The 22785-nt window shown below is 68.1% G+C and carries 26 protein-coding genes and 1 tRNA gene; 11 read left to right on the plus strand and 16 right to left on the minus strand.

Annotated elements, in window-relative coordinates; all coding sequences use genetic code 11:
- Positions 1 to 400: 400 nt before the first annotated feature.
- Positions 401 to 1240 carry a 16S rRNA (cytidine(1402)-2'-O)-methyltransferase gene (gene rsmI / locus J2X34_RS08730; RefSeq protein ID WP_114718236.1) on the minus strand — a complete coding sequence of 280 codons (840 nt, stop codon included), beginning with the start codon at positions 1238 to 1240 and terminating at the stop codon, positions 401 to 403.
- Positions 1241 to 1263: 23 nt separating this feature from the next.
- Between rsmI and J2X34_RS08735 the strand changes: the two genes are divergently transcribed.
- A complete protein-coding gene (locus J2X34_RS08735; protein WP_114718235.1) occupies positions 1264 to 2823 on the plus strand; it encodes a dolichyl-phosphate-mannose--protein mannosyltransferase in 1560 nt (519 codons plus the stop codon).
- Positions 2824 to 2888: 65 nt separating this feature from the next.
- Positions 2889 to 3944, plus strand: a complete 1056-nt coding sequence (locus J2X34_RS08740; RefSeq protein ID WP_429516634.1) for a phosphatidylinositol-specific phospholipase C domain-containing protein — start codon at positions 2889 to 2891, stop codon at positions 3942 to 3944.
- A gap of 11 nt (positions 3945 to 3955) precedes the next feature.
- On the opposite strand, the gene J2X34_RS08745 is transcribed toward J2X34_RS08740, so the two are convergent.
- The 4 genes from J2X34_RS08745 to J2X34_RS08760 all read right to left on the minus strand — a co-directional run bounded on the left by J2X34_RS08745 (position 3956) and on the right by J2X34_RS08760 (position 7218).
- Positions 3956 to 5512 (minus strand): BCCT family transporter, encoded by a 1557-nt coding sequence (locus J2X34_RS08745; protein ID WP_429516636.1) that lies wholly within the window; start codon positions 5510 to 5512, stop codon positions 3956 to 3958.
- A gap of 82 nt (positions 5513 to 5594) precedes the next feature.
- Entirely contained in the window at positions 5595 to 6026 is a 432-nt protein-coding gene (locus J2X34_RS08750) for a DoxX family protein (RefSeq protein ID WP_114718233.1), read from the minus strand.
- Positions 6027 to 6128: 102 nt separating this feature from the next.
- Positions 6129 to 6488 (minus strand): GntR family transcriptional regulator, encoded by a 360-nt coding sequence (locus tag J2X34_RS08755; RefSeq protein WP_114718232.1) that lies wholly within the window; start codon positions 6486 to 6488, stop codon positions 6129 to 6131.
- Between the two features lie 43 nt (positions 6489 to 6531).
- The gene (locus J2X34_RS08760; protein ID WP_114718231.1) at positions 6532 to 7218 is read right to left on the minus strand and encodes an NAD(P)-binding oxidoreductase; all 687 of its coding nucleotides are present in this window, start codon (positions 7216 to 7218) and stop codon (positions 6532 to 6534) included.
- 82 nt (positions 7219 to 7300) lie between these two features.
- Here J2X34_RS08760 and arsC point away from each other — a divergent pair, with 82 nt between their 5' ends.
- Positions 7301 to 7648: an arsenate reductase (glutaredoxin) gene (gene arsC, locus J2X34_RS08765; RefSeq protein ID WP_181818639.1), complete on the plus strand. Its 348-nt coding sequence runs from the start codon at positions 7301 to 7303 to the stop codon at positions 7646 to 7648.
- Positions 7649 to 7655: 7 nt separating this feature from the next.
- Here arsC and J2X34_RS08770 read toward each other — a convergent pair whose 3' ends face one another.
- The gene (locus tag J2X34_RS08770) at positions 7656 to 8882 is read right to left on the minus strand and encodes an arginine deiminase (RefSeq protein ID WP_429516639.1); all 1227 of its coding nucleotides are present in this window, start codon (positions 8880 to 8882) and stop codon (positions 7656 to 7658) included.
- Positions 8883 to 8974: 92 nt separating this feature from the next.
- Between J2X34_RS08770 and soxR the strand changes: the two genes are divergently transcribed.
- Positions 8975 to 9436 (plus strand): redox-sensitive transcriptional activator SoxR, encoded by a 462-nt coding sequence (soxR, locus tag J2X34_RS08775; protein ID WP_114718228.1) that lies wholly within the window; start codon positions 8975 to 8977, stop codon positions 9434 to 9436.
- A gap of 7 nt (positions 9437 to 9443) precedes the next feature.
- Here the strand turns inward: soxR and J2X34_RS08780 are convergent, their stop codons facing one another.
- From J2X34_RS08780 to J2X34_RS08790, 3 genes are read right to left on the minus strand one after another with little or no spacing between them, the layout of a single operon-like run.
- Positions 9444 to 9950: a DUF2505 domain-containing protein gene (locus J2X34_RS08780; protein ID WP_429516641.1), complete on the minus strand. Its 507-nt coding sequence runs from the start codon at positions 9948 to 9950 to the stop codon at positions 9444 to 9446.
- A 22-nt stretch (positions 9951 to 9972) separates the two neighbouring features.
- Complete coding sequence (locus J2X34_RS08785; RefSeq protein ID WP_114718226.1) at positions 9973 to 10599, minus strand: response regulator; 627 nt, start codon at positions 10597 to 10599, stop codon at positions 9973 to 9975.
- Positions 10596 to 11795: a sensor histidine kinase gene (locus tag J2X34_RS08790; protein WP_114718225.1), complete on the minus strand. Its 1200-nt coding sequence runs from the start codon at positions 11793 to 11795 to the stop codon at positions 10596 to 10598. Before J2X34_RS08790 ends, J2X34_RS08785 begins: the two co-directional genes overlap by 4 nt.
- A gap of 128 nt (positions 11796 to 11923) precedes the next feature.
- Here J2X34_RS08790 and J2X34_RS08795 point away from each other — a divergent pair, with 128 nt between their 5' ends.
- Positions 11924 to 12991 (plus strand): ABC transporter permease, encoded by a 1068-nt coding sequence (locus J2X34_RS08795; RefSeq protein WP_429516644.1) that lies wholly within the window; start codon positions 11924 to 11926, stop codon positions 12989 to 12991.
- Between the two features lie 34 nt (positions 12992 to 13025).
- A complete protein-coding gene (locus tag J2X34_RS08800; protein WP_429516646.1) occupies positions 13026 to 13736 on the plus strand; it encodes an ABC transporter ATP-binding protein in 711 nt (236 codons plus the stop codon).
- Here the strand turns inward: J2X34_RS08800 and J2X34_RS08805 are convergent.
- Both J2X34_RS08805 and J2X34_RS08810 read right to left on the minus strand, forming a co-directional pair.
- Positions 13720 to 14559: an SDR family oxidoreductase gene (locus J2X34_RS08805; RefSeq protein WP_114718222.1), complete on the minus strand. Its 840-nt coding sequence runs from the start codon at positions 14557 to 14559 to the stop codon at positions 13720 to 13722. The two genes, J2X34_RS08800 and J2X34_RS08805, sit on opposite strands and share 17 nt — an antisense overlap.
- 124 nt (positions 14560 to 14683) lie before the next feature.
- Complete coding sequence (locus J2X34_RS08810; RefSeq protein WP_174907146.1) at positions 14684 to 14827, minus strand: hypothetical protein; 144 nt, start codon at positions 14825 to 14827, stop codon at positions 14684 to 14686.
- Between the two features lie 233 nt (positions 14828 to 15060).
- Between J2X34_RS08810 and J2X34_RS08815 the strand changes: the two genes are divergently transcribed.
- On the plus strand, positions 15061 to 15477 hold the full coding sequence (locus J2X34_RS08815; protein ID WP_114718220.1) for a helix-turn-helix domain-containing protein: 417 nt from the start codon (positions 15061 to 15063) through the stop codon (positions 15475 to 15477).
- Positions 15478 to 15564: 87 nt separating this feature from the next.
- Here the strand turns inward: J2X34_RS08815 and J2X34_RS08820 are convergent.
- Positions 15565 to 15637, minus strand: a tRNA-Ala gene (locus tag J2X34_RS08820).
- 162 nt (positions 15638 to 15799) lie between these two features.
- Positions 15800 to 16630 carry a divisome protein SepX/GlpR gene (gene sepX / locus J2X34_RS08825; RefSeq protein WP_114718219.1) on the minus strand — a complete coding sequence of 277 codons (831 nt, stop codon included), beginning with the start codon at positions 16628 to 16630 and terminating at the stop codon, positions 15800 to 15802.
- 619 nt (positions 16631 to 17249) lie between these two features.
- Here sepX and J2X34_RS08830 point away from each other — a divergent pair.
- Positions 17250 to 17906, plus strand: a complete 657-nt coding sequence (locus J2X34_RS08830) for an MspA family porin (RefSeq protein WP_254622835.1) — start codon at positions 17250 to 17252, stop codon at positions 17904 to 17906.
- Positions 17907 to 17975: 69 nt separating this feature from the next.
- Here the strand turns inward: J2X34_RS08830 and J2X34_RS08835 are convergent, their stop codons facing one another.
- Genes J2X34_RS08835 through J2X34_RS08845 form a run of 3 tightly spaced genes read right to left on the minus strand, consistent with a single transcriptional unit; the run spans position 17976 to position 20850 of the window.
- Positions 17976 to 18611, minus strand: coding sequence for a GNAT family N-acetyltransferase (locus J2X34_RS08835; RefSeq protein WP_114718217.1), 636 nt, complete (start codon positions 18609 to 18611; stop codon positions 17976 to 17978).
- Positions 18612 to 18618: 7 nt separating this feature from the next.
- Entirely contained in the window at positions 18619 to 19878 is a 1260-nt protein-coding gene (gene glp, locus J2X34_RS08840; protein ID WP_114718216.1) for a molybdotransferase-like divisome protein Glp, read from the minus strand.
- Positions 19879 to 19929: 51 nt separating this feature from the next.
- A complete protein-coding gene (locus tag J2X34_RS08845; protein ID WP_114718215.1) occupies positions 19930 to 20850 on the minus strand; it encodes a UTP--glucose-1-phosphate uridylyltransferase in 921 nt (306 codons plus the stop codon).
- A 59-nt stretch (positions 20851 to 20909) separates the two neighbouring features.
- On the opposite strand from J2X34_RS08845, the gene J2X34_RS08850 reads away from it, so the two are divergent.
- The 3 genes from J2X34_RS08850 to J2X34_RS08860 all read left to right on the plus strand — a co-directional run bounded on the left by J2X34_RS08850 (position 20910) and on the right by J2X34_RS08860 (position 22716).
- On the plus strand, positions 20910 to 21536 hold the full coding sequence (locus tag J2X34_RS08850) for a 5-formyltetrahydrofolate cyclo-ligase (protein WP_429516651.1): 627 nt from the start codon (positions 20910 to 20912) through the stop codon (positions 21534 to 21536).
- A gap of 80 nt (positions 21537 to 21616) precedes the next feature.
- On the plus strand, positions 21617 to 21907 hold the full coding sequence (locus J2X34_RS08855) for an FmdB family zinc ribbon protein (RefSeq protein ID WP_429516653.1): 291 nt from the start codon (positions 21617 to 21619) through the stop codon (positions 21905 to 21907).
- Positions 21908 to 22008: 101 nt separating this feature from the next.
- A complete protein-coding gene (locus J2X34_RS08860) occupies positions 22009 to 22716 on the plus strand; it encodes an SAF domain-containing protein (protein WP_114718213.1) in 708 nt (235 codons plus the stop codon).
- The last annotated feature ends 69 nt before the right edge of the window (positions 22717 to 22785 follow it).

Consider the following 22785-nt stretch of genomic DNA (forward strand, 5'->3'; position numbering starts at 1 on the left):
TGATAGCCCCAAATGCGGACCCTTCGGTTTTCCTGTAGGGCGAAGCGGGGCAAAGTCGACATCGACGCACAACGGCCCTGCGCCGGCGGCGCGGTCGCCGGTTGGGGCTGAGTTTGACGAGGGGTAGTCCCTGCCGGTGCACGCCACGGTGAAGGAGCGCGAGATGATCGAACGAGCGACGAGATTGACGGCGAAGACGCCGCCTGCAATCGCCGCAGGTCTGATCATCGGCGCAACAGTGGGCCTGATGGTGCTGTTGGGTGCGGCCCCCGCCGATGCGGCCGCGACCCTGTCGGGTGGGACTTCGACTTCGGTCGAAGCTCCCACCCACAGGTAAGGGCCCGTCGGGGGTCGGCGGGGGCAGCTCGGATTCCTCACCCCGCGTGACCGGCGGTAGGACTCAGTCCCGCCGGGCCGCGAGCACCGTCTCGTACAACTCTCGCTTCGACACTCCCGGCGACGTCTCCGCGGCGACCTGCGCGCACGCATCCTTGAGTCGGATCCCGTCGGCGACGAGCCGTTCCACCTCCGCGACGAGGTCCTCCGGATCCGCCGACACCGGCTGTGCACCCTCCAGAACGACGGTGATCTCACCACGCGCGCCGTCGATCGCCCATTCCGCGAGTTCGGCGAGGGTGCCGCGACGAACCTCCTCGTACGTCTTGGTCAGTTCGCGGCACACCGCCGCCCGGCGCTCGCCGCCGAGCACCGCCACGGCGTCGGCCAGACACGCGGCCAGTCGGTGCGGCGCCTCGAAGAAGACGCACGCGCGAGCCTCGGTGCGGAGTCCTTCGAACCACGTGCGTCGCTGTCCCTGCTTGCGCGGCGGGAACCCGTCGAAGCAGAACCGTTCCACCGGCAACCCGGACAACGCGAGCGCGGTGGTGACGGCGGAGGGACCCGGCAGACACGTCACCGGCAGGTCCTTCTCGACGCACGCCGCCACCAGTCGGTAGCCGGGGTCGCTGACCGACGGCATGCCGGCGTCGGTCACCAGCAGGACCGTCTTCCCCTCCTCGATGTCGGCAACGAGCGCAGGCAGCCGGGTGACCTCGACCTGGTCGTAGAAACTGACCACCCGACCGGTGATCGTGACTCCCAGCGCGGAGGCCAACGACTTGGTCCGTCGTGTGTCCTCCGCTGCGACGACGTCGGCGGAGCCGAGCGCCCCGCGCAGTCGTTCGGAGGCGTCACCGACGTCGCCCATCGGAGTTGCGGCAAGGACGAGGCGACCAGTCATGGGAGACAGCCTACGATCGACCCGTGACCCAACTGACGGACGAGCGCCCCACGCCGCCGTCCGGCAGTGTCCGCTCCGTGAGTCCGGCGCCGCTCGCGCCGGACCCGGACTTCGGTCCGACGGATCGACTGCGGGGTTGGGTCGTGTCGCTGGTGATCACCGCGCTCGCGGCGATCACCCGGTTCACGATGCTGAACTACCCGACCGACGCCGGCACGCCCGTGTTCGACGAGAAGCACTACGTGCCCCAGGGCTGGCAGGTCCTCACCGGCGGCGGCATCGAAGACAACCCCGGTTACGGCCTGGTCGTGCATCCCCCCGTCGGCAAACAGCTGATCGCGTTGGGCGAGGCGATCTTCGGCTACAACGCGTGGGGATGGCGGTTCGCGTCGGCGGTCGCCGGAACGATCCTGGTGCTGCTCGTGGTCCGGATCGTGCGGCGCATGGCCCGCTCCACACTGGTCGGCGCGATCGCCGGCCTCCTGATGATCGTCGACGGCGTGTCGTTCGTGTCGTCCCGACTCGGCATGCTCGACATCTTCCTGGCCCTGTTCACCGTCGCGGCACTCGGCTGCCTTGTGGTCGACCGCGACCAGGTGCGCGAGCGGATGGCCCGGGTGCGGGCGGAGGGCCGGATCGGTGTCAGCGACCTCGGTCCTCGTCTCGGGGTGCGCTGGTGGCGGTTCGGCGCGGGGATCATGCTCGGACTCGCGTGCGGCACCAAGTGGTCCGGGCTCTACATCATCGCCTTCTTCGGCCTGCTCTGCGTGGCGTTCGACGTCTCGGCCCGGCGCGCGTACGGGGTTCGTCGGCCGTGGGTCGGGACGGCGGTCCGCGATATCGGCCCGTCTCTCTATGCGCTGGTGGTCGTCCCGATCGGCGTGTATCTCGCGACGTACTGGGCGTGGTTCGCGAGCGAGACCGGCGTGGACCGGCACGCGACGGGCAATCAGATCGGCACGGGCAGCACGTTCTCGTTCGTGCCCGATGCGCTGCGATCGCTCTGGTACTACAGCGCCAAGGTCCTCGAGTTCCATTCGGGACTGACGAATTCGGCGGGCAATCACCATCCGTGGGAGTCGAAGCCGTGGACGTGGCCGATGGGCCTGCGGCCGATGCTCTACTACTACGCCGAGGGCGAGCAGGTGTCCGGCTGCGGTGGCCCGACGTGTGTCAAGGCCGTCATGCTGATCGGCACCCCCGCGATGTGGTGGCTCGCGCTGCCTGTTCTCGCGTGGGCGATGTGGCGGACGTTCGTGAGCCGCGACTGGCGGTACGCGACGGTGCTCACCGGCTACGCGGCCGCGTTCCTGCCCTGGTTCGTCACCCTGGACCGGCAGATGTACTACTTCTACGCGGTCGCGCTCGCACCGTTCCTCGTCATGGCGATCGCCCTGATACTCGGCGAGATCCTCGGCACCGCGAAGGATTCCGCCGAACGCCGCGGCACCGGACTGCTCGCGGTCTGTCTGTACCTTGGCCTGGTGGTCGCGAACTTCGTGTGGCTGTGGCCGATCCTCACGGCCGTGCCGATCAGCCCGGAGTTGTGGCAGCAGCAGCTGTGGCTGCCGAGCTGGCGCTGACCTCCGGATTCTTCGTTCCCGCAAAAGACGTCCGCACACGCGCACGGATCGGTAGTGTGCACCGAATGTCCAGGTTTCGGATATCCCTCGCCGGGACCGTGTTTGCCATTGTCGCCCTGCTGTTTCCGGCTGCCGCACCGATCGCGCAGGCGGATTCCGGCCAGGCGAGCCACCCGCGATACTCCGACGTCACGTCGGTGGGTGTGCACAACACGTTCGAGAAACATCGCTACGCGTTCCTCGCGGACGCGTTGGACGCCGGCACGGGCATGATCGAACTCGACGTGTGGACCAACGCCGTCGGACCGGATTGGCGCGTGTCGCACTCGAATCCGGTGGGCAACGACAACAACTGTGCGGGCGCGACGTCGGCGGCACAGCTGCGGACCGGCCCGCGCGACCAGTTCCTCGGCGGCTGTCTCGCAGATCTGCGCGCGTGGCACGACGCGAACCCCGCGCATCCGCCGGTCATGGTGAAGGTCGAGATGAAGGACGGCTTCACCGCGCCGCTGGGCCGGGGTCCCCGAGAGTTCGACGCCCTGGTGCGCAGCCATCTCGGCGACGCGGCGTTCGGGCCGGCGGACCTCGCCGACCGAGCCGGATCGACGACCCTCGACGACGCCGTCCGCACCGGCGGCTGGCCGGACCGCAGCGAACTGAGCGGCAAGTTCCTGTTCGAGCTGATCCCCGGCACCGTACAGGAAGTGAACCCCCTCGACCACTGGTGGACCGACCGGGCGTACGCGACCCACCTGCGCGACCTGGCACGCGTCGGCGGCCTGGGCCTGGCGACCGCGTTCCCGGCGGTCCACAAGGCGCAGCCCGGCGATCCCCGCGAGGCCCGGTACGACGCGGATCTGCGGCCGTGGTTCGTCGTGTTCGACGGTGACGCGAGCGCTTTCGCCGCCGACGGGATCGACATGCGCTGGTACCGGGACAACGGGTACCTGGTGGTGATGACCGATGCCCACAACGTGGCACCGGCCCTCGACCCGGTCGCGCCGGCCGAGGACGCCGCGCGCGGGCGCGTCACGGAACTCGCGGCGCGTTCGGCGAGCGTCGTGTCCACGGATTGGACGCCACTTCCGCAGGTGCTGTCGATGGTCGTCGATCGGTCCTGACGGCCGGGCCGTCAGGTCCAGCGCCGACGGGCCCGCACCGACAGTCGCCGTTCCTGCCGTTCGGCGAGGATCAGCGGATCGCGGGCCAGGTCCCGGTACAGCGAGATGCACAGCCCGATCATGACGATCACGAAGGGCGCGGCGGCGATGATCGTCATGGTCTGCAGTCCGTTCAGCGCGTCGGCGCCTCCGGTCCAGAGGATCAACGCGGCGACACCACCGGTGAGCATGCCCCAGAAGACGACCACCCAGCGCGCGGGCGCGAGCGAACCGCGCTGCGACAGGGTGCCCATCACCATCGAGGCGGCGTCCGCCCCGGAGACGAAGAAGATCGCGACCAGGACCATCACGAGGATCGTCGTGATGCCGAAGAGCGGCAGGTTCTCGAGCATCCCGAACAGTTGACTCTCGGTGGTGTCGCGGCCGGCGAGGTCGATGCCTTCGCGTTGTTCGTTGATTCCGGCACCGCCGAACACCGCGAACCACAGCAGACTGACCAGGCTGGGGATCAGAATCACCCCCACGACGAACTCCCGGATACTGCGACCGCGGCTGATCCGGGCGAGGAACATCCCGACGAACGGGGTCCAGGAGATCCACCACGCCCAGTAGAAGATCGTCCACGACGACAGCCACTTCGCCGTCTCGGGATTGCTCGACGCCGCGGTGCGGGCGGACATCGCAGCGAGGTCGGCGGCGTAGTTACCGATGGTCGTCGGGATCAGGTTGAGGATCAGGACGGTCGGCCCGAGGACGAACACGAACACCGCGAGGATCAGCGCCAGCACCATGTTGGTGTTGGAGAGCCACTGGATTCCCTTCGCGACCCCGGACACCGCCGACGCGACGAACGCGAGAGTGAGGACGGCGACCACCGCGACGAGCAGCAGCGTGCCGACCTCGCCCATCCAGCCGACCACCTCGAGCCCGGATCCGATCTGCAGGGCGCCCAGTCCGAGGGAGGCGGCGGTGCCGAACATCGTGGCGAGGATCGCGAGGATGTCGATGACGCGGCCGATCGGCCCGTCGCTCCGCCGGCCCAGCAGCGGGAAGAATGCCGCACTGATCAGCTGCGGTCGGCCCCGCCGGTAGGTGCCGTACGCGATGGCCAGACCCATCACCGCGTAGATGGACCACGGGTGCAGGCTCCAGTGGAACATCGTGGTGGCCATAGCCGTTCCGACTCCGCCGTCGGTCCCCGGTGGCGGATCGACAAAGTGGGCCAGCGGTTCGGCCACACCGAAGAACATCAATCCGATGCCCATGCCGGCGCTGAACATCATCGCGATCCAGCTGACGGTGGTGAACTCGGGTTTCTCACCGTCCTTGCCGAGCGGGATGCGCCCGTACCGGCTCGCGGCGAGCCACAGGGTGAAGATCACGAACCCGGAGGCGGCGATGACGAACAGCCAGCCCAGGTTGGTGACGAGCCACTCGAGCATGGCGCCGGTGACCGATTCGAGGTTGTCGGGGGCTACGAGCCCCCATACGACGATGGCGGCGACGGCGCTCGCGGCCACGCCGAACACCACACGATCGGTCCCGGACAGCTCGCGTGCGCCTGCCATTCCTCACACGGTGCTCACCCGGACCGGCAAAAGCAAGCACCCGGGCGTCGTGGCGACGTCCCGGGTGCCTGTAGTAGACGGATCAACCGGCGGACAGCACGCTCCGCGAGTTCTTGCCGACCACCGCGTCGATGCTGAGCCGCCCGGCGCCGACACCCGCGATCAGCAGCGACGCGACACCGAGCGCGAGGACCAGTTCGAAGCCGCCGTCGCCGACGAAGATTCCCTTGTCGGCGTGGACGAGGAAGAACGCCCCGGCCATATCCAGGAACAGCAGCACACCGGCGATGCGGGTTGCGAAGCCGATGAGCAGCGCAATACCGCCGACCAGTTCGATGGTGGCGGCCGCGATGGCGGAGACGTCGGCGAGCGGGATGTCCATGCCCGCGAACGCGGCCTGCGTGCCGTCGATGCCCCAGTCGAAGAACTTCTGCCAGCCGTGGGCGATGAAGATGACACCGATGCCGATCCGGGCGATGAGCAGGGTGGCGTCGCGGAATGCGGTGGAATTCATGAGGGTCCTCGGAGGTGGTGGGACGCGCGAGAAGAACAGGATCACGCGCTCTCGGGTAGGCCCACTCTGACACTTTTAAGTTGAAGCGTCAACCAAACCGGGTCACGCCCCCCTCAGCGCCGTCGCCACGAACGCCGCGGCATCGGTGTCGGAAATCCCCATGCGGCGAATGGCTGCGACGTACTCCGTGGCTGCCTGCTGCGCCTTCGTCCGCGTCGGATCCCCGGATGCCGCGATGAACGAACCGAGCCGTCCGCGGGTTTCGATGACGCCGAGCTGTTCGAGCTCACGGTAGGTGCGGGCCACCGTGTTCGGCGCTATGCCCAGATCGGACGCAAGCTTGCGGACCGTCGGAATCTTGGCGCCGGCCACCAACTCCTCGTTTCGCACGAGTTCGAGGATGCGCACCCGCAGCTGCTCGAACGGCGGCGTCGTCGAGTCGTGGTCGATCTCGATGTCCACTGCATCCCTTTCATCGTCCTGCGGCCGTTCACGCTGGTTGAACTCACGGTAACGCGGCTACAGCGTCCCTGATCGGAATCGAGCCATTAGTCAGCATCAACGTGCGGCCGACCGCCCGAGGTGCGCGGCCGTCCGCACCGGGCTCCAGCAACGCCGCGATCACCGCCGCGACATCGGCGCGCGGAACGGTGCCGCGTTCGAGCGGCGGGTCGGTGAGCGTCACCTCCCCGGTCGGGTCGTCGTCGGTGAGCCCGCCGGGTCGCAGGATCGTCCAGTCCAGCCCCTCCCGCCGCCGGAGGTCGTCCTCGGCGGCCGTCTTCGCCGCCAGATACGCAGCGAAGACCTCGTCCGTACCCGGAGGCACGGGCTCGCCCGCGCCGAACGAGCTGATCTGGACAAACCGTCTGACACCGGCCAGTTCGGCGGCGTCGGCCAGGAGAACCGCCGCACCGCGGTCGACGGTGTCCTTTCGTGCGACACCGCTGCCCGGACCCGCGCCCGCGGCGAACACGACCGCATCGGCGTCGTGCAGCAACTCGGCGACCTGGTCGGCCGTCGCCTGTTCCAGATCGACGATCTCCGGCAGGGCGCCCAGCGCGCGCACCGGCCCCTCGTGGTCGGGATTTCGGATCAGCGCCACCGCGCGGTCTCCCGATGCGGTGAGCAGTTTGGTCAGGTGCCGGGAGATCTTGCCGTGCCCTCCGGCGATGACGATGCGTCGACCTGTCATTGCGGACTCCTCGCATTCGATTCGACTCGGATTCGACATGCATACGCGTTCCCTGCCATTGTCCCCGTGCAGAATGGCTCTCATGGCGAAGACCGCAACGATTTATCACAATCCCCGCTGCAGCACGTCGCGGAACACGTTGAAGCTCATCGAGGAGGCCGGCATCGAGCCCACCGTCGTCAAGTACCTCGAGACGCCGCCGTCCCGCGACGGCCTGCGCAAGCTGCTCGACGACGCGGGCCTGCTCCCGAGCGAGGCGATCCGCAAGAAGGAGGCACTGTACAAGGAGCTGGGGCTGGCCGAGGCGTCCGAGGACGAACTGCTCGACGCGATGGTCGACAACCCGATCCTCATCGAGCGGCCGATTGTCGTCACCGACCGCGGCACCGTCCTGGCGCGGCCGTACGAGAAGGTGCGCGAGATCCTCTAGTTCCCGGTCAGTCCAGCGGACCGCGCGCGAGCGGACACGACATGCAGCGCGGTCCGCCCCGGCCCGACCCCAGCTCGGACCCGGAGATGCGCAACACCTCGATGCCCGCCGCCTCCATCCGCGCGTTCGTCTCGACGTTGCGCTCGTAGGCAACCACGACGCCGGGGGCCAGCGCGAGGGTGTTGTTGCCGTCGTCCCACTGCTCACGTTCTGCGGTCACATGATCCAACCCGGTGTCGATCACCCGTAGCTTGCCGATCCCCATCGCGGCCGCCGCGGCGTCCAGGAACGGTTCCGGTCCCCCGATCCCGACAACGCCGTCCTCACGTCGAATAGTGAACGCCGACAAGGTGTCCCGCACCGCGGGATACATCACGACGGCATCCGAGTCGACCATCGTCAGTACGGTGTCGAGGTGCATCGACGCGCGCCGCTGCTCGATCGGTACAGCCAGGACGGTGTGCGCCAGCTCGTCCTCGAACACGCTGCGCGCCAACGCCTCCGCACCTGCCGGGGTGGTCCGCTCCCCCACCCCGACCGCGATGACCCCCGGCGCGAGCAGCAGGACGTCGCCGCCCTCGACGGGGGCGGTGTGGGACTCGTAGGCCCGCCGTACCCCACGAAACCGCGGATGGTGCGCGTAGATCAGGTCGGTCAGTGACGCCTCACGCACCCGCGCCGGCAGTGCGAGCGATGTGATCGCGACCCGGCCGCCGATCCAGAACGACGAATCCCGCGTGAACAGCAGGTTCGGCAACGGGTCGATCACGAAGTCCGCGCCGTGGTGCATCAGCCGCACGAGCGACGGGGTGGCCGCACCGGTCCCGATCGGCAACTCGTCGAACGTCATCCCGGACGTGAGGATCGTCGACAGCTCGGCGGCCGGGACGCCGCGCAGGTGCGCCGCCAGGTCCTGCACCAGGACGTGCCCGAGTTTGCGGGGGTCGACAGCAGCCGAGATGCCCTGCATCCGGGCGGCGCCGCTGGTCGTGAGGGTCTCGGTGAGCAGGTCGGACACGAGCAGCACCTCGATGCCGCGGCCGCGTAGGACGTTCGCGAACGCGTCGTGCTCGTCCTGCGCACGATCCACCCAGGGCAGACCGTCGAACAGCAGTTGATCGTTGTTGCGGGGAGTGAGACGCCGTAGCTCGTCGCCGGGGCGATGCAGGAGCACCGACCGCAGCGCACCCACCTCGGTGTCGACACCCAGTTCGGACGGCTCCCGCACGCTCATGCGTAAACGGTAGTCCCGTGGACGACGGTCGGCACCCCGCACCCAGATCCTCGAGTATTGTTCAGGTTGTCGGCTCAGGGAAGGCGAGCACCGTGGACATGCCCGATTGGAACACCCGGGAACTCACGCCCGGACAGCTCTCCGAGCGCAGTGGTGTGGCGGTCTCCGCGCTGCACTTCTACGAGCGTGAGGGCCTGATCTCGAGCCGACGTACCAGCGGGAACCAGCGACGCTACAAGCGCGACGTGCTGCGCCGGGTGGCGTTCATCCGGCTGTCGCAGAAGGTCGGCATCCCCCTCGCCGAGATCCGCGACGCGCTCTCCACGCTGCCGGACGGCCGCACCCCGACGCGCAGCGACTGGGCGCGGCTGTCGAGCCGGTGGCACGCCGATCTCGACCGGCGGATCGAGCAGCTCACCAGGTTGCGTGACGACCTCACCAACTGCATCGGATGCGGGTGCCTGTCCCTCGCAAGTTGCACGCTGGCCAACCCGCACGACGAGTTGGGAACCGAGGGTCCGGGCGCACGGGTGATCGACGTCGAGATCGACTGACACCCGGTCAGCCGTTGTCGAGCCGACGGTGGGCCTCGGCCCGGTCCCGCTCGACCACCTGTGACACCATCTGACGCACCAACAGCTCGATCTGGCTGCCCACCAGCGGAATTCGCACTGTGGTCGTGCCGCGGACATCGAGCACGGAGCCGCTGGCGCCCGGACGTAGCGTGTATTCTCCGTCGATCGTGACGGGAATGCCGGTGGCGGACCCGGCGAGTGTCCCCGACGCCCGGCCGTCGTGCACGGCGCGCCACGTGTCGATCCGCTCCATCCGCATCTCACCGCGGACGACCTTGCGCACGAGTGCGGGGAACGTGTCGGTATCGACGGCCTCGGTCATCGTCACGGTGACGAGCGACTGCCCGTCGCCGTCGGACGTCCGGTCCACCCGCACCGATCCGCGCGACTGCGGCGGCATCCGCGAACGCCAGTAGCCCTCGTCGGTCAGGAGTGCGTGCACCCGGTCGACGGGGTGGTCGAAATCGGCCGAGAACTCGAATCGCTTCGGCATTCTGCCGACGCTACCGCACCGCTCAGGCGATCAGGCCCCGTTCGCGGGCCGCGGCCACCGCGGCCGTGCGGCTGTCGACCTCGAGCTTCGTGAACGCATGCACCAGGTGCGATTTCACCGTCGCCTCACTGACGAACAACTGTTTCGCAATTGCCCGATTGGACAGCCCCTCGGCCACGAGTGCCAGCACCTCGGTCTCCCGCGCGCTGAGGTCGGCGCGCGGTTGCTGCATCCGCCGGTAGAGCCGCTGCGCCACCTCGGGATCGAGCACCGTCTCGCCGCGAGCCGCCGCGAACACCGAGTCGATCAGCACGTGCGGGGCGGTGTCCTTGAGCAGGTACCCCGCGGCGCCCGCCTCCACGGCCCGCAGGATGTCGGCGTCGGTGTCGTACGTCGTGAGCACCACCACCCGCGGCGGGTTCGGGCGCGCCACGATCTCGGCGGTCGCACCGGCGCCGTCGATCCCGGCACCCAGACGCAGATCCATCAGCACCACATCGGGTTTCGCGGTCGCGGCCAACGCCACCGCCTCCTCGCCCGACGACGCCTCGGCCACCACCTCGACATCGTCGTGCGACGCGAGCAGCGCGCGCAGCCCGGCGCGGACCACCGGGTGATCGTCGACCAGCAGGACCCGCACGACGCTCACAGGGGACGCCCGACGGGAAGTGTTGCAGCCACGGCAGTTCCGTCGCCCGGAGCCGATTCGACCACCAGTGTTCCTCCTAACAGTGCAAGACGATCGCGCATCGCCCGCAGCCCGAATCCGCCGGCCTCGCGTTCGTCGAATCCGATGCCGTCGTCGACAATGTCGAGACGTACCTCGTCGGTGGCGTACGTCAGGGTCAGCCGCACGCGCCGAGCATGCGAGTGCAGGCGCACGTTCGCAAGAGCGCTCTGCCCCACCCGCAACAACGCGACATCGTAGTCCATCGGCAGCGGGACCGGATCGCCGTCGGTGAACAGTTCTCCGACGATCCCGGTGTGCTGTTCCAGCTGCTCCAACTGTCGCCGCAGCGCCGACTCGAGCGGCGCGGACTCGAGATCCGACGGCCGCAGCGCATCCACCACCCGTCGCGCCTCCACCAGGTTCTGCTGTGCCGTGTCGGCGATCTGGGTGAAGGTCGGGGCCGTATCGGTGCCACGCAGGCCCGCACGAGCCAGCAGAAGGATCGACGAAAAACCCTGTGCCAATGTGTCGTGGATGTCGCGGGCCAGGCGCGCGCGCTCGGCGACGGCGCCGGACTCGCGCTGCAACGCGACCAGTTCGTCCTGTGCATCGAGCAGCTCGCGGTGCGCGTCGGTGAGCTCGTCGACCAACTGCTGACGCTGCGCCGCCTCACGGGCCAACTGCTGGTACACCATCGCCATGCCCGCGGCCACAGCCGAACCGAAGGTCGGACCGAGGATGGACGCCACCGTGTTGCTGTCGCCGTGCAGCAGACTCGCGGCGATCGAGACGACCGTGAGCACCACGGTCGTGATCAGCGCCACCGGGACCGACAGCAGGTGGAAGCACAGGAAGAACAGTGCGAAGACGACCCACACGAAGTTGGGATTCGACGCCACCAGAGCCAGCCAGCCCGCCACCAGCACCGCCAGCCAGACCTGGCCCGTCGAGCGCTGCACGACACCGCGGCGGCGCACGAACGACACGCCGCCGATGTACCAGGCGAGCTCCGCGAGCGCTAGCACCAGAATCCAGGCCTCGTGCGCGCCCTGCGACACGAGGACCCGGCCGATACCCACCGCGAGAAGCAGAACGAACAGGACGTGGGCACCGATCTGCATCGCGCGCAACACCGGCGCGACGCCACCGGGAAGGGACACGTCGTGGGTCTGCATTGCATTCACGCTAACACCGCGGCACCACCCGCCGCCGCCGTGAACCGCTGTCTCCAACTTTCGATGGACCGGCGAAGTCAACCGATGCGCGATGCCCCAACCACCCCCTTCACGCGAAGCTGGATGACATGTTCCTCAGCATTCGAGATCTCCGCTTCGCCAAGGGCCGATTCACCCTGATGAGTTCGGCGCTGTTCCTGATCTCCCTGATGGTCGTGATGCTGTCGGGGCTCACCACGGGACTGGGCAACCAATCGATCGCCGCGGTCAAGCACCTCGGCGCCGACAACTTCGCGTTCGGCGAGCCGGCCGACGGGCAGTCCCTGTCTTTCGGGGAGTCCACCGTAACCGAGCAGCAGCGCGACGCCCTCGCCGCGACCGCCGGTGTCGACGAGGCCGCCGTCATCGGAATCGCCCCCGTCCGGATCTCCGCGGGAGACCGTGAGGTCGCGGCCTCGGCGTTCGGTGTGGACGGACACTCGTTCGCCGCCCCCGTGCCGCTCGACGCCGCCTCGGTCGCGGTCGACGCCGACCTGGCGAAGGACAACGGCTGGGGCGTCGGGAGCCAGATCACCATCGGCGCCGACACCTTGACCATCAGCGCCCTCGTCGACGACTCTCTCTACAGTCACCAGCCGGTCGTGTGGATGAACCACGACGTGTGGACACAGCTCCCGGCCGCAGGCGGCAGCGACGGCACCGTGATCGCGATGCGCACCTCCGGCGGCTTCGACGCCGACAGTGCGGCAGCCGCCACCGGCACGTCGATCACCGACGAGGGCGGCGCCCTCAACGCGATCGGCTCCTACACGTCGGAGCGCGGATCCCTGCTGCTGATGCAGGCGATGCTGATGACAGTCAGCGCCCTCGTCGTCGGCGCCTTCTTCACCGTCTGGACCATCCAACGCAGCCAGGACCTCGCCATCCTCAAGGCTGTCGGCGCCTCCACGAAGTACCTGCTCAAGGACGCCCTCGGGCAGTCCCTCATCGTCCTGACGCTCGGCGCCGGCCTCGGCAGCCTGGCCGCCCTGGGACTGGGCACGATCGCATCGAAGTTCGTGCCGTTCACGCTGACCATCTCGGGCACGCTCGTCCCGTTCGTCGCACTGATCGTGATGGGCATGATCGGCGCCACCGCAGCACTGGCCCGGATCGTCTCGATCGATCCGCTGACCGCGCTCGCGAACGCGCGCTGAGCCCGGCGTCCGACAGAACTCGAAAGGACCTCCCATGAGCATCTCGCTCCGCAACGCCGTACTGACCTACCCCGACGGAGACACCCGCCTGCGCGCCCTCGACGACGTCGACCTGGACGTGAACCGCGGCGAACTGGTCGCCGTCACCGGGCCATCGGGCTCGGGAAAGTCGAGCCTGCTCGCGGTGGCCGGACTGCTGATCTCGCCCGAGTCGGGCACCGTCGCGATCGACGGCACCGACGTCACGGGCCTCGATCGCGCAGCGCGCACCGACATGCGCCGGGAGAAGCTCGGCTTCGTCTTCCAGCAGTCGAACCTGCTGCCGTCGCTCACCGCGACCGAGCAGCTGCAGATGATCACGCACCTGAACGGCGGTTCGGTGCGCGAAAGCCGCAAGCGGGCCCGGGAACTCCTGTGCAGCCTCGGACTCGAGGGCCAGCTCGACCGACGCCCGAACCAGCTCTCCGGCGGCCAGCGTCAGCGCGTCGCGATCGCCCGGTCGATCGTGAACGATCCCGCGGTCCTGTTGGTCGACGAGCCGACGTCGGCGCTGGACGAGGAACGCAGCCGCGAGATCGTCGCGCTGCTCGCCGAGCTGAGCCGCGAGCGTTCGGTCGCGACGGTGATGGTGACGCACGATCTCAGCCAGCTGGACCTGGTGGATGCCGCCTACGAGATGCACAGCGGCGCATTGCGTCCCCGCGGCGCTGGGATCGCAGCGGCTACAGCTACAGCAGCTTACTGAACTGGTCGTTCGCCTTCTGCATCACGAACTCGTACGGCGGAGCGAACTTTCGCGCCCACCAGTAGCCGAATCGGATGTCGTTGGACGTGTACACCAGATACCGGTTCTTCTCGATTCCGGCGATGATGCAGTCGGCGACCTTCTCCGGAGTCACGGCGCGCTTCTCGAATCGGTGCGTGAGCTTACGGATGCGGGGATCGTCGCGGTCCACACCGGCAATCTGCACAGTGCCCACCAACGGCGTCTTCACGCCACCGGGCACCACCAGGCTCACGCCGATACCGTGCCGCTTGAGATCGAACCGCAGGACCTCGGACACCCCGCGTAGACCGAACTTGCTGGCGCTGTAAGCCGCGTGCCACGGCAGCGCCAGCAGGCCGGCGGCCGACGACACGTTCACGAGGTGTCCGCCGCGCCCGGCCGCGATCATCGGGGGCACGAACCGCTCGATGATGTGAATCGGGCCCATCAGGTTCACGTCCACCATCGACTTCCAGTGGCGATGCTCGAGATTCTCGACGGTGCCCCAGGCCGAGATGCCCGCGATGTTCATGACGACGTCGAGGCTGCCGAACTGTTCGTGGATTTCGTCGGCGAACGCGGTGACCGCGTCGAAGTCGGACACGTCGAGGGCCCGCGAACACTCGACGGTGCCGCCGGCGTGCTCGCAGAGGCCGACGGTCTCCTCGAGTCCCACCGCGTCGATGTCGGTGAGGAACAACCGGGCACCTTCCGCGGCCGCCGCGAGAGCCGTGGCCCGACCGATTCCGCTGGCCGCCCCGGTGATCAGGCACTTCTTACCGTCGAGCGTCTTGATCGCCATCGCCTGCAGTTCCCCGCCTTCGATCGGTTCAGGTTCAGTCCGTTTCGGCAGTGTACGTGGCGCACACCGGAATCGGCGCCGGACGATCTGCGGCGCCGATTCGGGCAGGTTCGGTGGAGCCGCGTCAGAGACGCTGCGCCATCTCGTCCTGGTAGTCGCGGATGGTCTTCTCGAGCCCCTCCGCGTCCTCGGGACGACCGTGGCTGCGGGCCTCGTCGGCCCGGTCACGCAGCACGTGAATCGCCCGGCGCAATTCGTTGTCGCTCATTCTGCGGTCCATGCCTCCCAGTTTCCCCGTCGCGGGCGCCATTTTCCAGGCGTCGCGCGCTGGTGGTAGCGATTCGAGACCAAGCGGTTGGCCGTGAGCTACCACAAGGTTATTCGTATGCCAAGGCAGCGTTCCACCGTCCCGAACGGCGCCACGGCGGCAGGTTTCGAACGATTGATCAATCAATACATTCGAGCTACCCGCCGGTTATCTCCGGTGTTAAGATCGTCGCGATGTCTGACTTCGCCGCACGGCTCAACAAGCTCTTCGAAACCGTCCATCCACCGGGCCGGAAGCCGCATACCAATGCGGAAGTGGCGAACGCCCTCATCGCGGACGGCCACAAGATATCCAAGCCGTACATATCGCAGCTGCGCTCCGGCCAGAGAAGCAATCCCTCGGACGAGACCGTCGCGGCCTTCGCGAAGTTCTTCAAAGTGAAGCCGGCGTACTTCTTCAACGACATCTACGCCTCGAAGGTCGACCATGACCTCGAACTGGTCACGCAGCTCCAGGGCTACGGGCTGCGGCGGCTGGCGACCCGGGCATTCGATCTGTCCGAGGAATCGCAGACGCTGCTGACCACGCTCGCGGAGAAGCTGCGGGCGGCGGAAGGCCTGCCCGAGATCCCGCCGGACGCCTCGCGCTGACGGAACCTGCGGTACGCGACACGCGACACGCGAGAAGTACCGGAACACGAAAGAGGCCCTCTCCCGAAGGAGAGGGCCTCTTTATTGTGGAGCTGAGGGGAATCGAACCCCTGACCTCTTCGATGCGAACGAAGCGCGCTACCAACTGCGCCACAGCCCCGAACCGCGATCCGCTTTCGCTGACCGCTCGGCAACTCTAACAGGACACGCGCCGAGATAACGAATCGCCTGGCCAGCGGCAAAAAATGGTCGAAAACGGCAGGGCGCCCGATCACCGTGGTGATCGGGCGCCCTGAAGCCGGAAGAGGAATTTGCCGGGAAATCACTGCCCGGACGCGCGCCTCATACCGTCGTCGCGGTAGGACACCTCGTAGTCGTCGTGCCGGCCACGGTCGCCACGCTCGACGAACTCCGCGTCGTAGTGGTCGAGATGATCGAACGCCGGGTCACCGTCGTCGACCTCGAGAACCACAGCGCCGGGCCGGCGCAGCCGCGCCGGGACCAGTCGCAGCTCCTCGTCGGAGTCCGATTCGACGCCCAGTCGCGAACGACCGAGGCGGGCCATGCGGCGACCGCGGATCTCCTGCTCGAGATGGACCTGCCGACGCAGGTAGGCGAGATAGCCCACGAGGGCGACCACCGAGAAGGCGGAGACCCACCACATCACGGGGGTCAACGCCACGGCGAGCGCGGCCGTCAGGATCGTCGCGAATATCAACCCGAGCACCGTGCGCTGACGGAACTGGTACCGGGCCGCGCTGGCGATCGCGTCGGCCTCGGGATCGAATCCACCCCGGCCGCGCCGATTCGGGACGTAGTCCCGGGCTGCGCCGCGCGTGCGGTCGATCGCATCGTCCATCATGTTCGCGTCGGCGTGAGCGTCCATTCGATCCTCCGCATCCGTGCCGTATGAGTCGTCGCCGTAGGTGTCACCGCGCAGCCGTACCGACGCCGGGCGCCAGTTCGGATCGCTCCGATGTCCGGCCGCGGGCCCGCGTGCCGGGCGTTCCGCGTCGCCACGATGCAGCACTCGAGTCGCGAGCGCCGCATCCGTCGTCTGCCGGATCCGGGGCCGCTTGCTGACAAGCATCGGAACAAGGACGAACAGCCAGACGGCAACCAGCGCGATCCAGATGATCGAGGAACTCGGCATACCGACGACCTCCTCCCATTCGTCTACCAGCACTGATGACGCCAATGACCTGCTCAGGCTAGTGGCATCCGCACCGTTGCCGTCGCAGGCGCGCCGACTCAGGTTTCGCAGGTGTCACACCCGTCACTCGATTATCACCTCTCGAGAAGGAAATTGCAGCCTCGAGATTCAAGTGAGCCCAAGACCACTCCCCGCATACCCGCGTCGCCGCCGGCACTCGGCCGCCTGCGACGCCGCCCGATACGGACCCCGGCGACCGACTGCGCCCGGCGCCCGAACCGGGCCGGCGCGTGGGCACACACCCGGACCCGCCTTTTCCCGACCGTTCACGCGAAAGTGATAACAGCGACAATTCGCCGTCGAAACAGAATCGTTAGCGTCTCTTTATCAAATTTGAGAAAACAAGTCGCCAAAACCTTACGGATCAGTGACAGAGAACCAATACTGCAACCGGGCGTCCACGATTGTCGTAGTCGTCCCGAACTCTGCCCGAGGCCGGCGCGCTCCGGTCGCGAACAATCGAAGACGAGGAATTCCCATGCACGTGAATCACCGGTCTTTTCTTCGCCGCAGGCTTACGCGATCCGCTTCTGCCGTCATTGCCGGAGCAGCCGCCGTGATGCTCACGGTTTCCGTCGGTTCGGCGGGCGCCGAAGCCACATTCCAGCAGGACACCTCCGCCCACGCCGTCAGTTTCGACGGCTGGGAGCTCCACATCGACCAGACCGGTCAATCGCTCAACAGCGTCGCCCCGCTGTCCGGCAATCAGTTCACGCGCGACATCTTCGCGAGCGGACGAGCGCTCGCGACTGTCAGCGGTAACGGCGGCTCCCCCTACACCGGCGGCGTGCTCGAGGTGGGATACCAGATCGGCTACCAGGCCGACGTCTCCAACGGTGCCGTCATCACCGGCAATGCCGGGCTGACCCCGGGCGTGGTCTACATCCCGGAACAGGCGGAGACCGTGCACCTCACCGCGGACCCCAACATCCCGCCGGTCGTCGACCTGTTCAACGGTCAGGCACTCGAGCTGGGTATCGAGACCCCGGTCGAGGGCAACCTGTCCACGCAGGTCGCGCCAGGCACCATCGCGACGGTTCCGGTGCAGAAGAAGGAGTGCAAGTCCACCCAGTGCGCCATCACGCTGCGTGATGTCCATCTCGAGGTCAACCACGCCCTCGGCTCGGTGTCGGTCCGCTCCTACGCCATCTTCACGGCATCCACCGATGTCGCGGACGACGTCGTCGTCAGCTACGGTCCGCCGGTCATCGTGTGACCTGTGGCCGAACGGCCTCGTCGGGCTCGGGCCCCGGCGGGGCCGTTCGGCTGTCCGGGCGCTCGCCCATCAGCTCCAGGTGGCCCGTCCGGCCCGCACCAGACGATCGGACACCGAACCGGGTACCTCCTCGACGGTCATCGCGACCAGCAGATGATCGCGCCACTGACCGTCGACGTCGAGGTACCGCCGCAGCAGTCCCTCCTCGCGGAAACCTGCATGCCGCAGTACCGCCTGACTCGCCAGATTCTCCGGACGAACGGTGGCCTCCACCCGGTGCAACCCCATCGGACCGAAGCAATGGTCGAGCCCCAGCGCGAGTGCAGCCGTCGCGATGCCCTGCCCGCCCACGTCCTTCGAGACCCAGTAACCGATCCACGCGGACGACAGCGCACCGCGGACGATGTTGCCGACGGTGATCTGACCGCACATGCTGCCGTTCAACTCGATGGCCATCGGCAGCATGCGACCTTTGCGGGCCTCCGAGCGAAGACTCGAACACAACCCCGGCCACGCCGTGATGTGATGCCGGTCCGCCCAGGGAGCCTGACCGGTCGGCTCCCACGGCTCGAGGTGTTCCTGGTTGGCGATGCGGAGCCGACTCCACACGGCAGCATCCCGCAGACGAACGGGCCGCACCGTCACGCGACCGCCGACAACCCCCAACGGTCCGAGCCGAGCCGGCCACCCCGGATGCACAGACACGGTTCTTTCAGCCCCGCTGCGCAAGGAAAGCGACTTCCACCTCTTCACCGGCGCGAACCTCAGTGACGTCCGGTTCGACGAGAACGAGGCAGTTGGCCTCGGCGAGCGTCGCAAGCAGGTGTGACGACGCTCCGGGCGCTCCGCCGAGCGCCTGCACGAGGTACTCCCCCGTCGACTCGTCACGCATCAGCTGGCCGCGCAGGAATCCCTTGCGATTGGCGATGGATGTGATCGGAGCGACCGTGCGGGCGGTGACGATCCGGCGCATGGGCTGACGGCGCCCCAGCGCGATCCGGATGAGCGGCCGCACCATCACCTCGAACACGACGAGCGCGCTCACCGGATTGGACGGCAGCAGGAAGGTCGGGACCTCGTCGCGCCCCAGCTGCCCGAAACCCTGGACCGAACCCGGGTGCATGGCGACCCGCTCGACCTCGAGGTCACCGAGATCGGCCAGCGCGTCCCGGACCTCGTCCGACGCCCCACCACCGACCGCGCCCGCGATGACGACGATCTCGGACCGGATCAGCTGGCCCTCGACGACCTCTCGCAGTCGGCGCGGATCCATCGTCGCGATGCCGACCCGGTTGACGTCGGCGCCGGCGTCACGCGCCGCGGCCGCGAGCGCGTACGAATTGACGTCGTAGACCTGGCCCGGTCCCGGGGTGCGGTCGATGTCGACCAGTTCCCCGCCCACCGAGATCACCGACAGACGCGGCCGCGGATGCACCAGGACCTTGTCGCGGCCCACCGCGGCCAGCAGGCCCACCTGCGCGGCGCCGATGATGGTGCCCGCCCGCACCGCGACATCGCCCGGCTGGACGTCGTCACCGGCCCGGCGGACGTAGTCACCGGAGCGGACCGGCTTGTAGACCTTGACTCGGGCGTGGCCGCCGTCGGTGCGGTCCATCGGCAGGACCGCGTCGGCGAGGGTCGGCAGCGGAGCACCGGTGTCGACTCGGACGGCCTGACGCGGCTGCAGCCGGATCGGCTGACGCGAACCCGCCGTCACCTCCCCGACCACGGGAAGGGTGAGTTCGGTGGGCTCGCCGTCCTCGCCGCGGATATCGGTACCCGCGGCGAGAACGTCGACACTTCGAACTGCGTAGCCGTCGATCGCGGCCTGGTCGAAGCCTGGCAGTGGCCGTTCGGTCACCACTTCTTCGGCGCACAGCAATCCCTGTGCCTCGGAGATCGCCACCCGGACCGGCCGGGGCGCCACCGCGGCAGCAGTCACTCTCGACTGCTGCTCCTCAACCGAGCGCATGTGGTTCCTCGTCCTCCCGACCCTGTCGACCCGACCGCGTACTGCTGACGTCTACTCGCCGGCCGGCTTCAGCCGCTCGACCAGCCATTCGCGCAGCGAGGGGCCGTACTCCTCGCTGTTCAACGCAAAGTCAACCGCAGCACGCAGGTAGCCGCCGGGATTTCCCAGATCGTGTCGAGATCCGCGGTGGACGACGACGTGCACCGGGTGTCCCTCTGCGATCAGCAATGCGATCGCATCGGTGAGCTGCAACTCACCACCCGCACCGGGAGTGATCCGGCGCAGCGCGTCGAAGATCGCACGATCGAGCAGGTAGCGACCGGCCGCGGCGAACGTGGAGGGAGCGTCCTCCATCGCAGGCTTCTCCACCATGCCGACGACCTTCAGGACATCTGGGTTGGTGGCATCCGGGACGGTCTCGACGTCGAACACGCCGTAGGCGCTGACCTGGTCCTTCGGTACGTCGATCGCGCACAGCACCGAACCACCGCGCTTCGCACGAACCCGCGACATCGTCTCGAGTACGCCGCGCGGCATCACGAGATCGTCGGGCAGCAGGACGGCGATCGCATCCTCGTCGTCGTCGAGGACGGCCTCGGCACACCCGACGGCATGCCCGAGCCCGAGCGGCTCCTCCTGCACGACGGAATCGACCTCGAGCAGGCCCGGAGCCTTCCGCACCTTCTCGAGCAGGTGGTACTTGCCACTGGCTTCGAGCTTGCTCTCGAGCACCAGGTCCTCGACGAAGTGAGCAACGACACCGTCCTTGCCCGGCGAGGTCACGATGACCAGTCGGTTCGCTCCGGAGTCGGCCGCCTCCCCCGCCACCAATTCGATGCCCGGGGTGTCGACCACCGGGAGTAACTCCTTCGGAACAGTCTTCGTGGCAGGTAGGAACCGCGTTCCCATCCCTGCAGCGGGCACAACCGCCGTCCGAAAGCACCTGTTGTCGTTGGTGACGGCATCTGTCATAACTCACCACCCTATCCACCGGCCCCCGCGGCCGGTCGCACGATCCTAAGGTGGCGATCATGAAATCGCTGTCCAAGACCGAATGGCGGAGCCACATCCTCCGGGAACGCCGAGCTGTGGACGACCGAACCCGAGTCTCGGAGGACGCGTCCTTGGTCTCGTTCGTCACATCCGCCGTGTCGACTCTGGCAGGGGAACGACCCGATCTCACGGTGTGCGCGTATGTCCCCGTCGGCACGGAGCCCGGGTCCGTCGACATGCTCGAGGCCCTCCGGCAGGCGGGATCGCGAGTGCTGGTGCCGGTCACCGGCGACCCCGGCCCCCTTGCGTGGGCCGAGTTCACCGGCCGCGACCACCTCGTCGCGGCCGGCTACGGGCTACGCGAACCGAACGGCCCCGTTCTGCCGTCGGCCGAGGTCGGCGCCGCTTCGGTGGTGTTCATACCGGCGTTGGCAGTGGACGAGCACGGTGTCCGACTCGGTCGCGGGGCCGGCTTCTACGACCGGACGCTCGGGCTCGCGGATCCCACGGCGGCGTTGGTCGCCGTGGTCCGGGACAGCGAACTGGTGGCCGGACTGCCCGCCGATCCGCACGATGTCGCGATGGGGTGGGCGCTCACGCCGGGGCGTGGCCTGGTGCGCCTCGCCGCGCGCGATACCGAGGATCCGGGGGCTGCGCAGGAATAGGCATCTGGTTCGCACTGTTGGCACTGTCGACTGTAGAGTGCCAACACCTGCGGTTTGACTACACAATGCGGAGGAACCCAGTGCCCACCTATTCGTACGCCTGCACCGAATGCGACAACCGGTTCGACATCGTGCAGTCGTTCACCGACGACACCCTGACCGTGTGCCCGGAGTGCTCCGGCAAGCTCCGCAAGCTGTTCAACTCGGTCGGCATCGTCTTCAAGGGCAGTGGCTTCTACCGCACCGACAGCCGCGGCGGATCGAGCACGGCGAGCGAGCCCGCAAAGAAGTCCGAGTCTTCCTCGTCTTCCTCGACTTCGTCGTCCTCGGCTGCGCCCGCGCCGTCCAGCGCCCCCGCCGCCGCCAGCTGACCAGGGGGCGGTCTGTCCACAGCCCGCCGCTCATCCACAGGCGGGCTCGCGTCGCCGTCGTGACGGGATCGGGTCTCCGCACCCCGGCCTAGCCTTCCGTCATGCTGACCATCCCGTTTCGCCGACGCGTGTCCGACCGCAACGGACCGCTGGCCCCGACGCTCGGTGACCGACTCGGCCGGATGACGCGTCCGGGCTGGGCACGAACCGACGCCGCGCGGCGCACCACCGCGGTGGTGCTCGTCGTCGCCGCGGGGATACTCCTGGTCCGAGGCAATCCCGATGATGTCGGTGAACCTGTCGTCGTCGCTGCCCGGGACCTCACACCCGGCCAAGTCCTGTCCGACGCAGACCTGCGCACGGTCGATCGCTCCGGAGCCGACACCCCCGCAGGCTCCGTCCCCGCACCGGATGCCGCACTCGGACGCACGGTGTCGTCGCCCGTCCGAGAGGGCGAGATCCTCACCGATGTCCGACTCCTGGGTCCCCGCCTCGCGGAGGCCGCCGTCGGATCCGCCGACGCACGGATCGTGCCCGTGCGACTGTCCGACTCCGGACTCGCCGCGCTCATCCGTGAAGGCGACCGGGTGGACGTCCTCACCGTCGACCAGTCGCGGCAGACCACCGACTCACGACCACCCTCGGCAGAGATCCTGGCCTCCGGCGCCACCGTCGTCCTGGTGTCCCCGGAGCGGTCATCGGGAACCGAGCGACGGGATCGCGTCGTGATGTTGGCGCTTCCGGCCCCCGCGGCGGGCGCGGTCGCCGCGGCGTCGCTGACCGATGCGATCACCGTGACGCTGCACTAGAGGCGCACGGCGCGCCGGTCCCGGCCTCTCTGAACTAGTCTCGACACGACCTCGAGACACCGACATCAG

The sequence above is a fragment of the Rhodococcus sp. BE178 genome (assembly GCF_050433545.1).
Taxonomy (GTDB): Bacteria; Actinomycetota; Actinomycetes; order Mycobacteriales; family Mycobacteriaceae; genus Prescottella.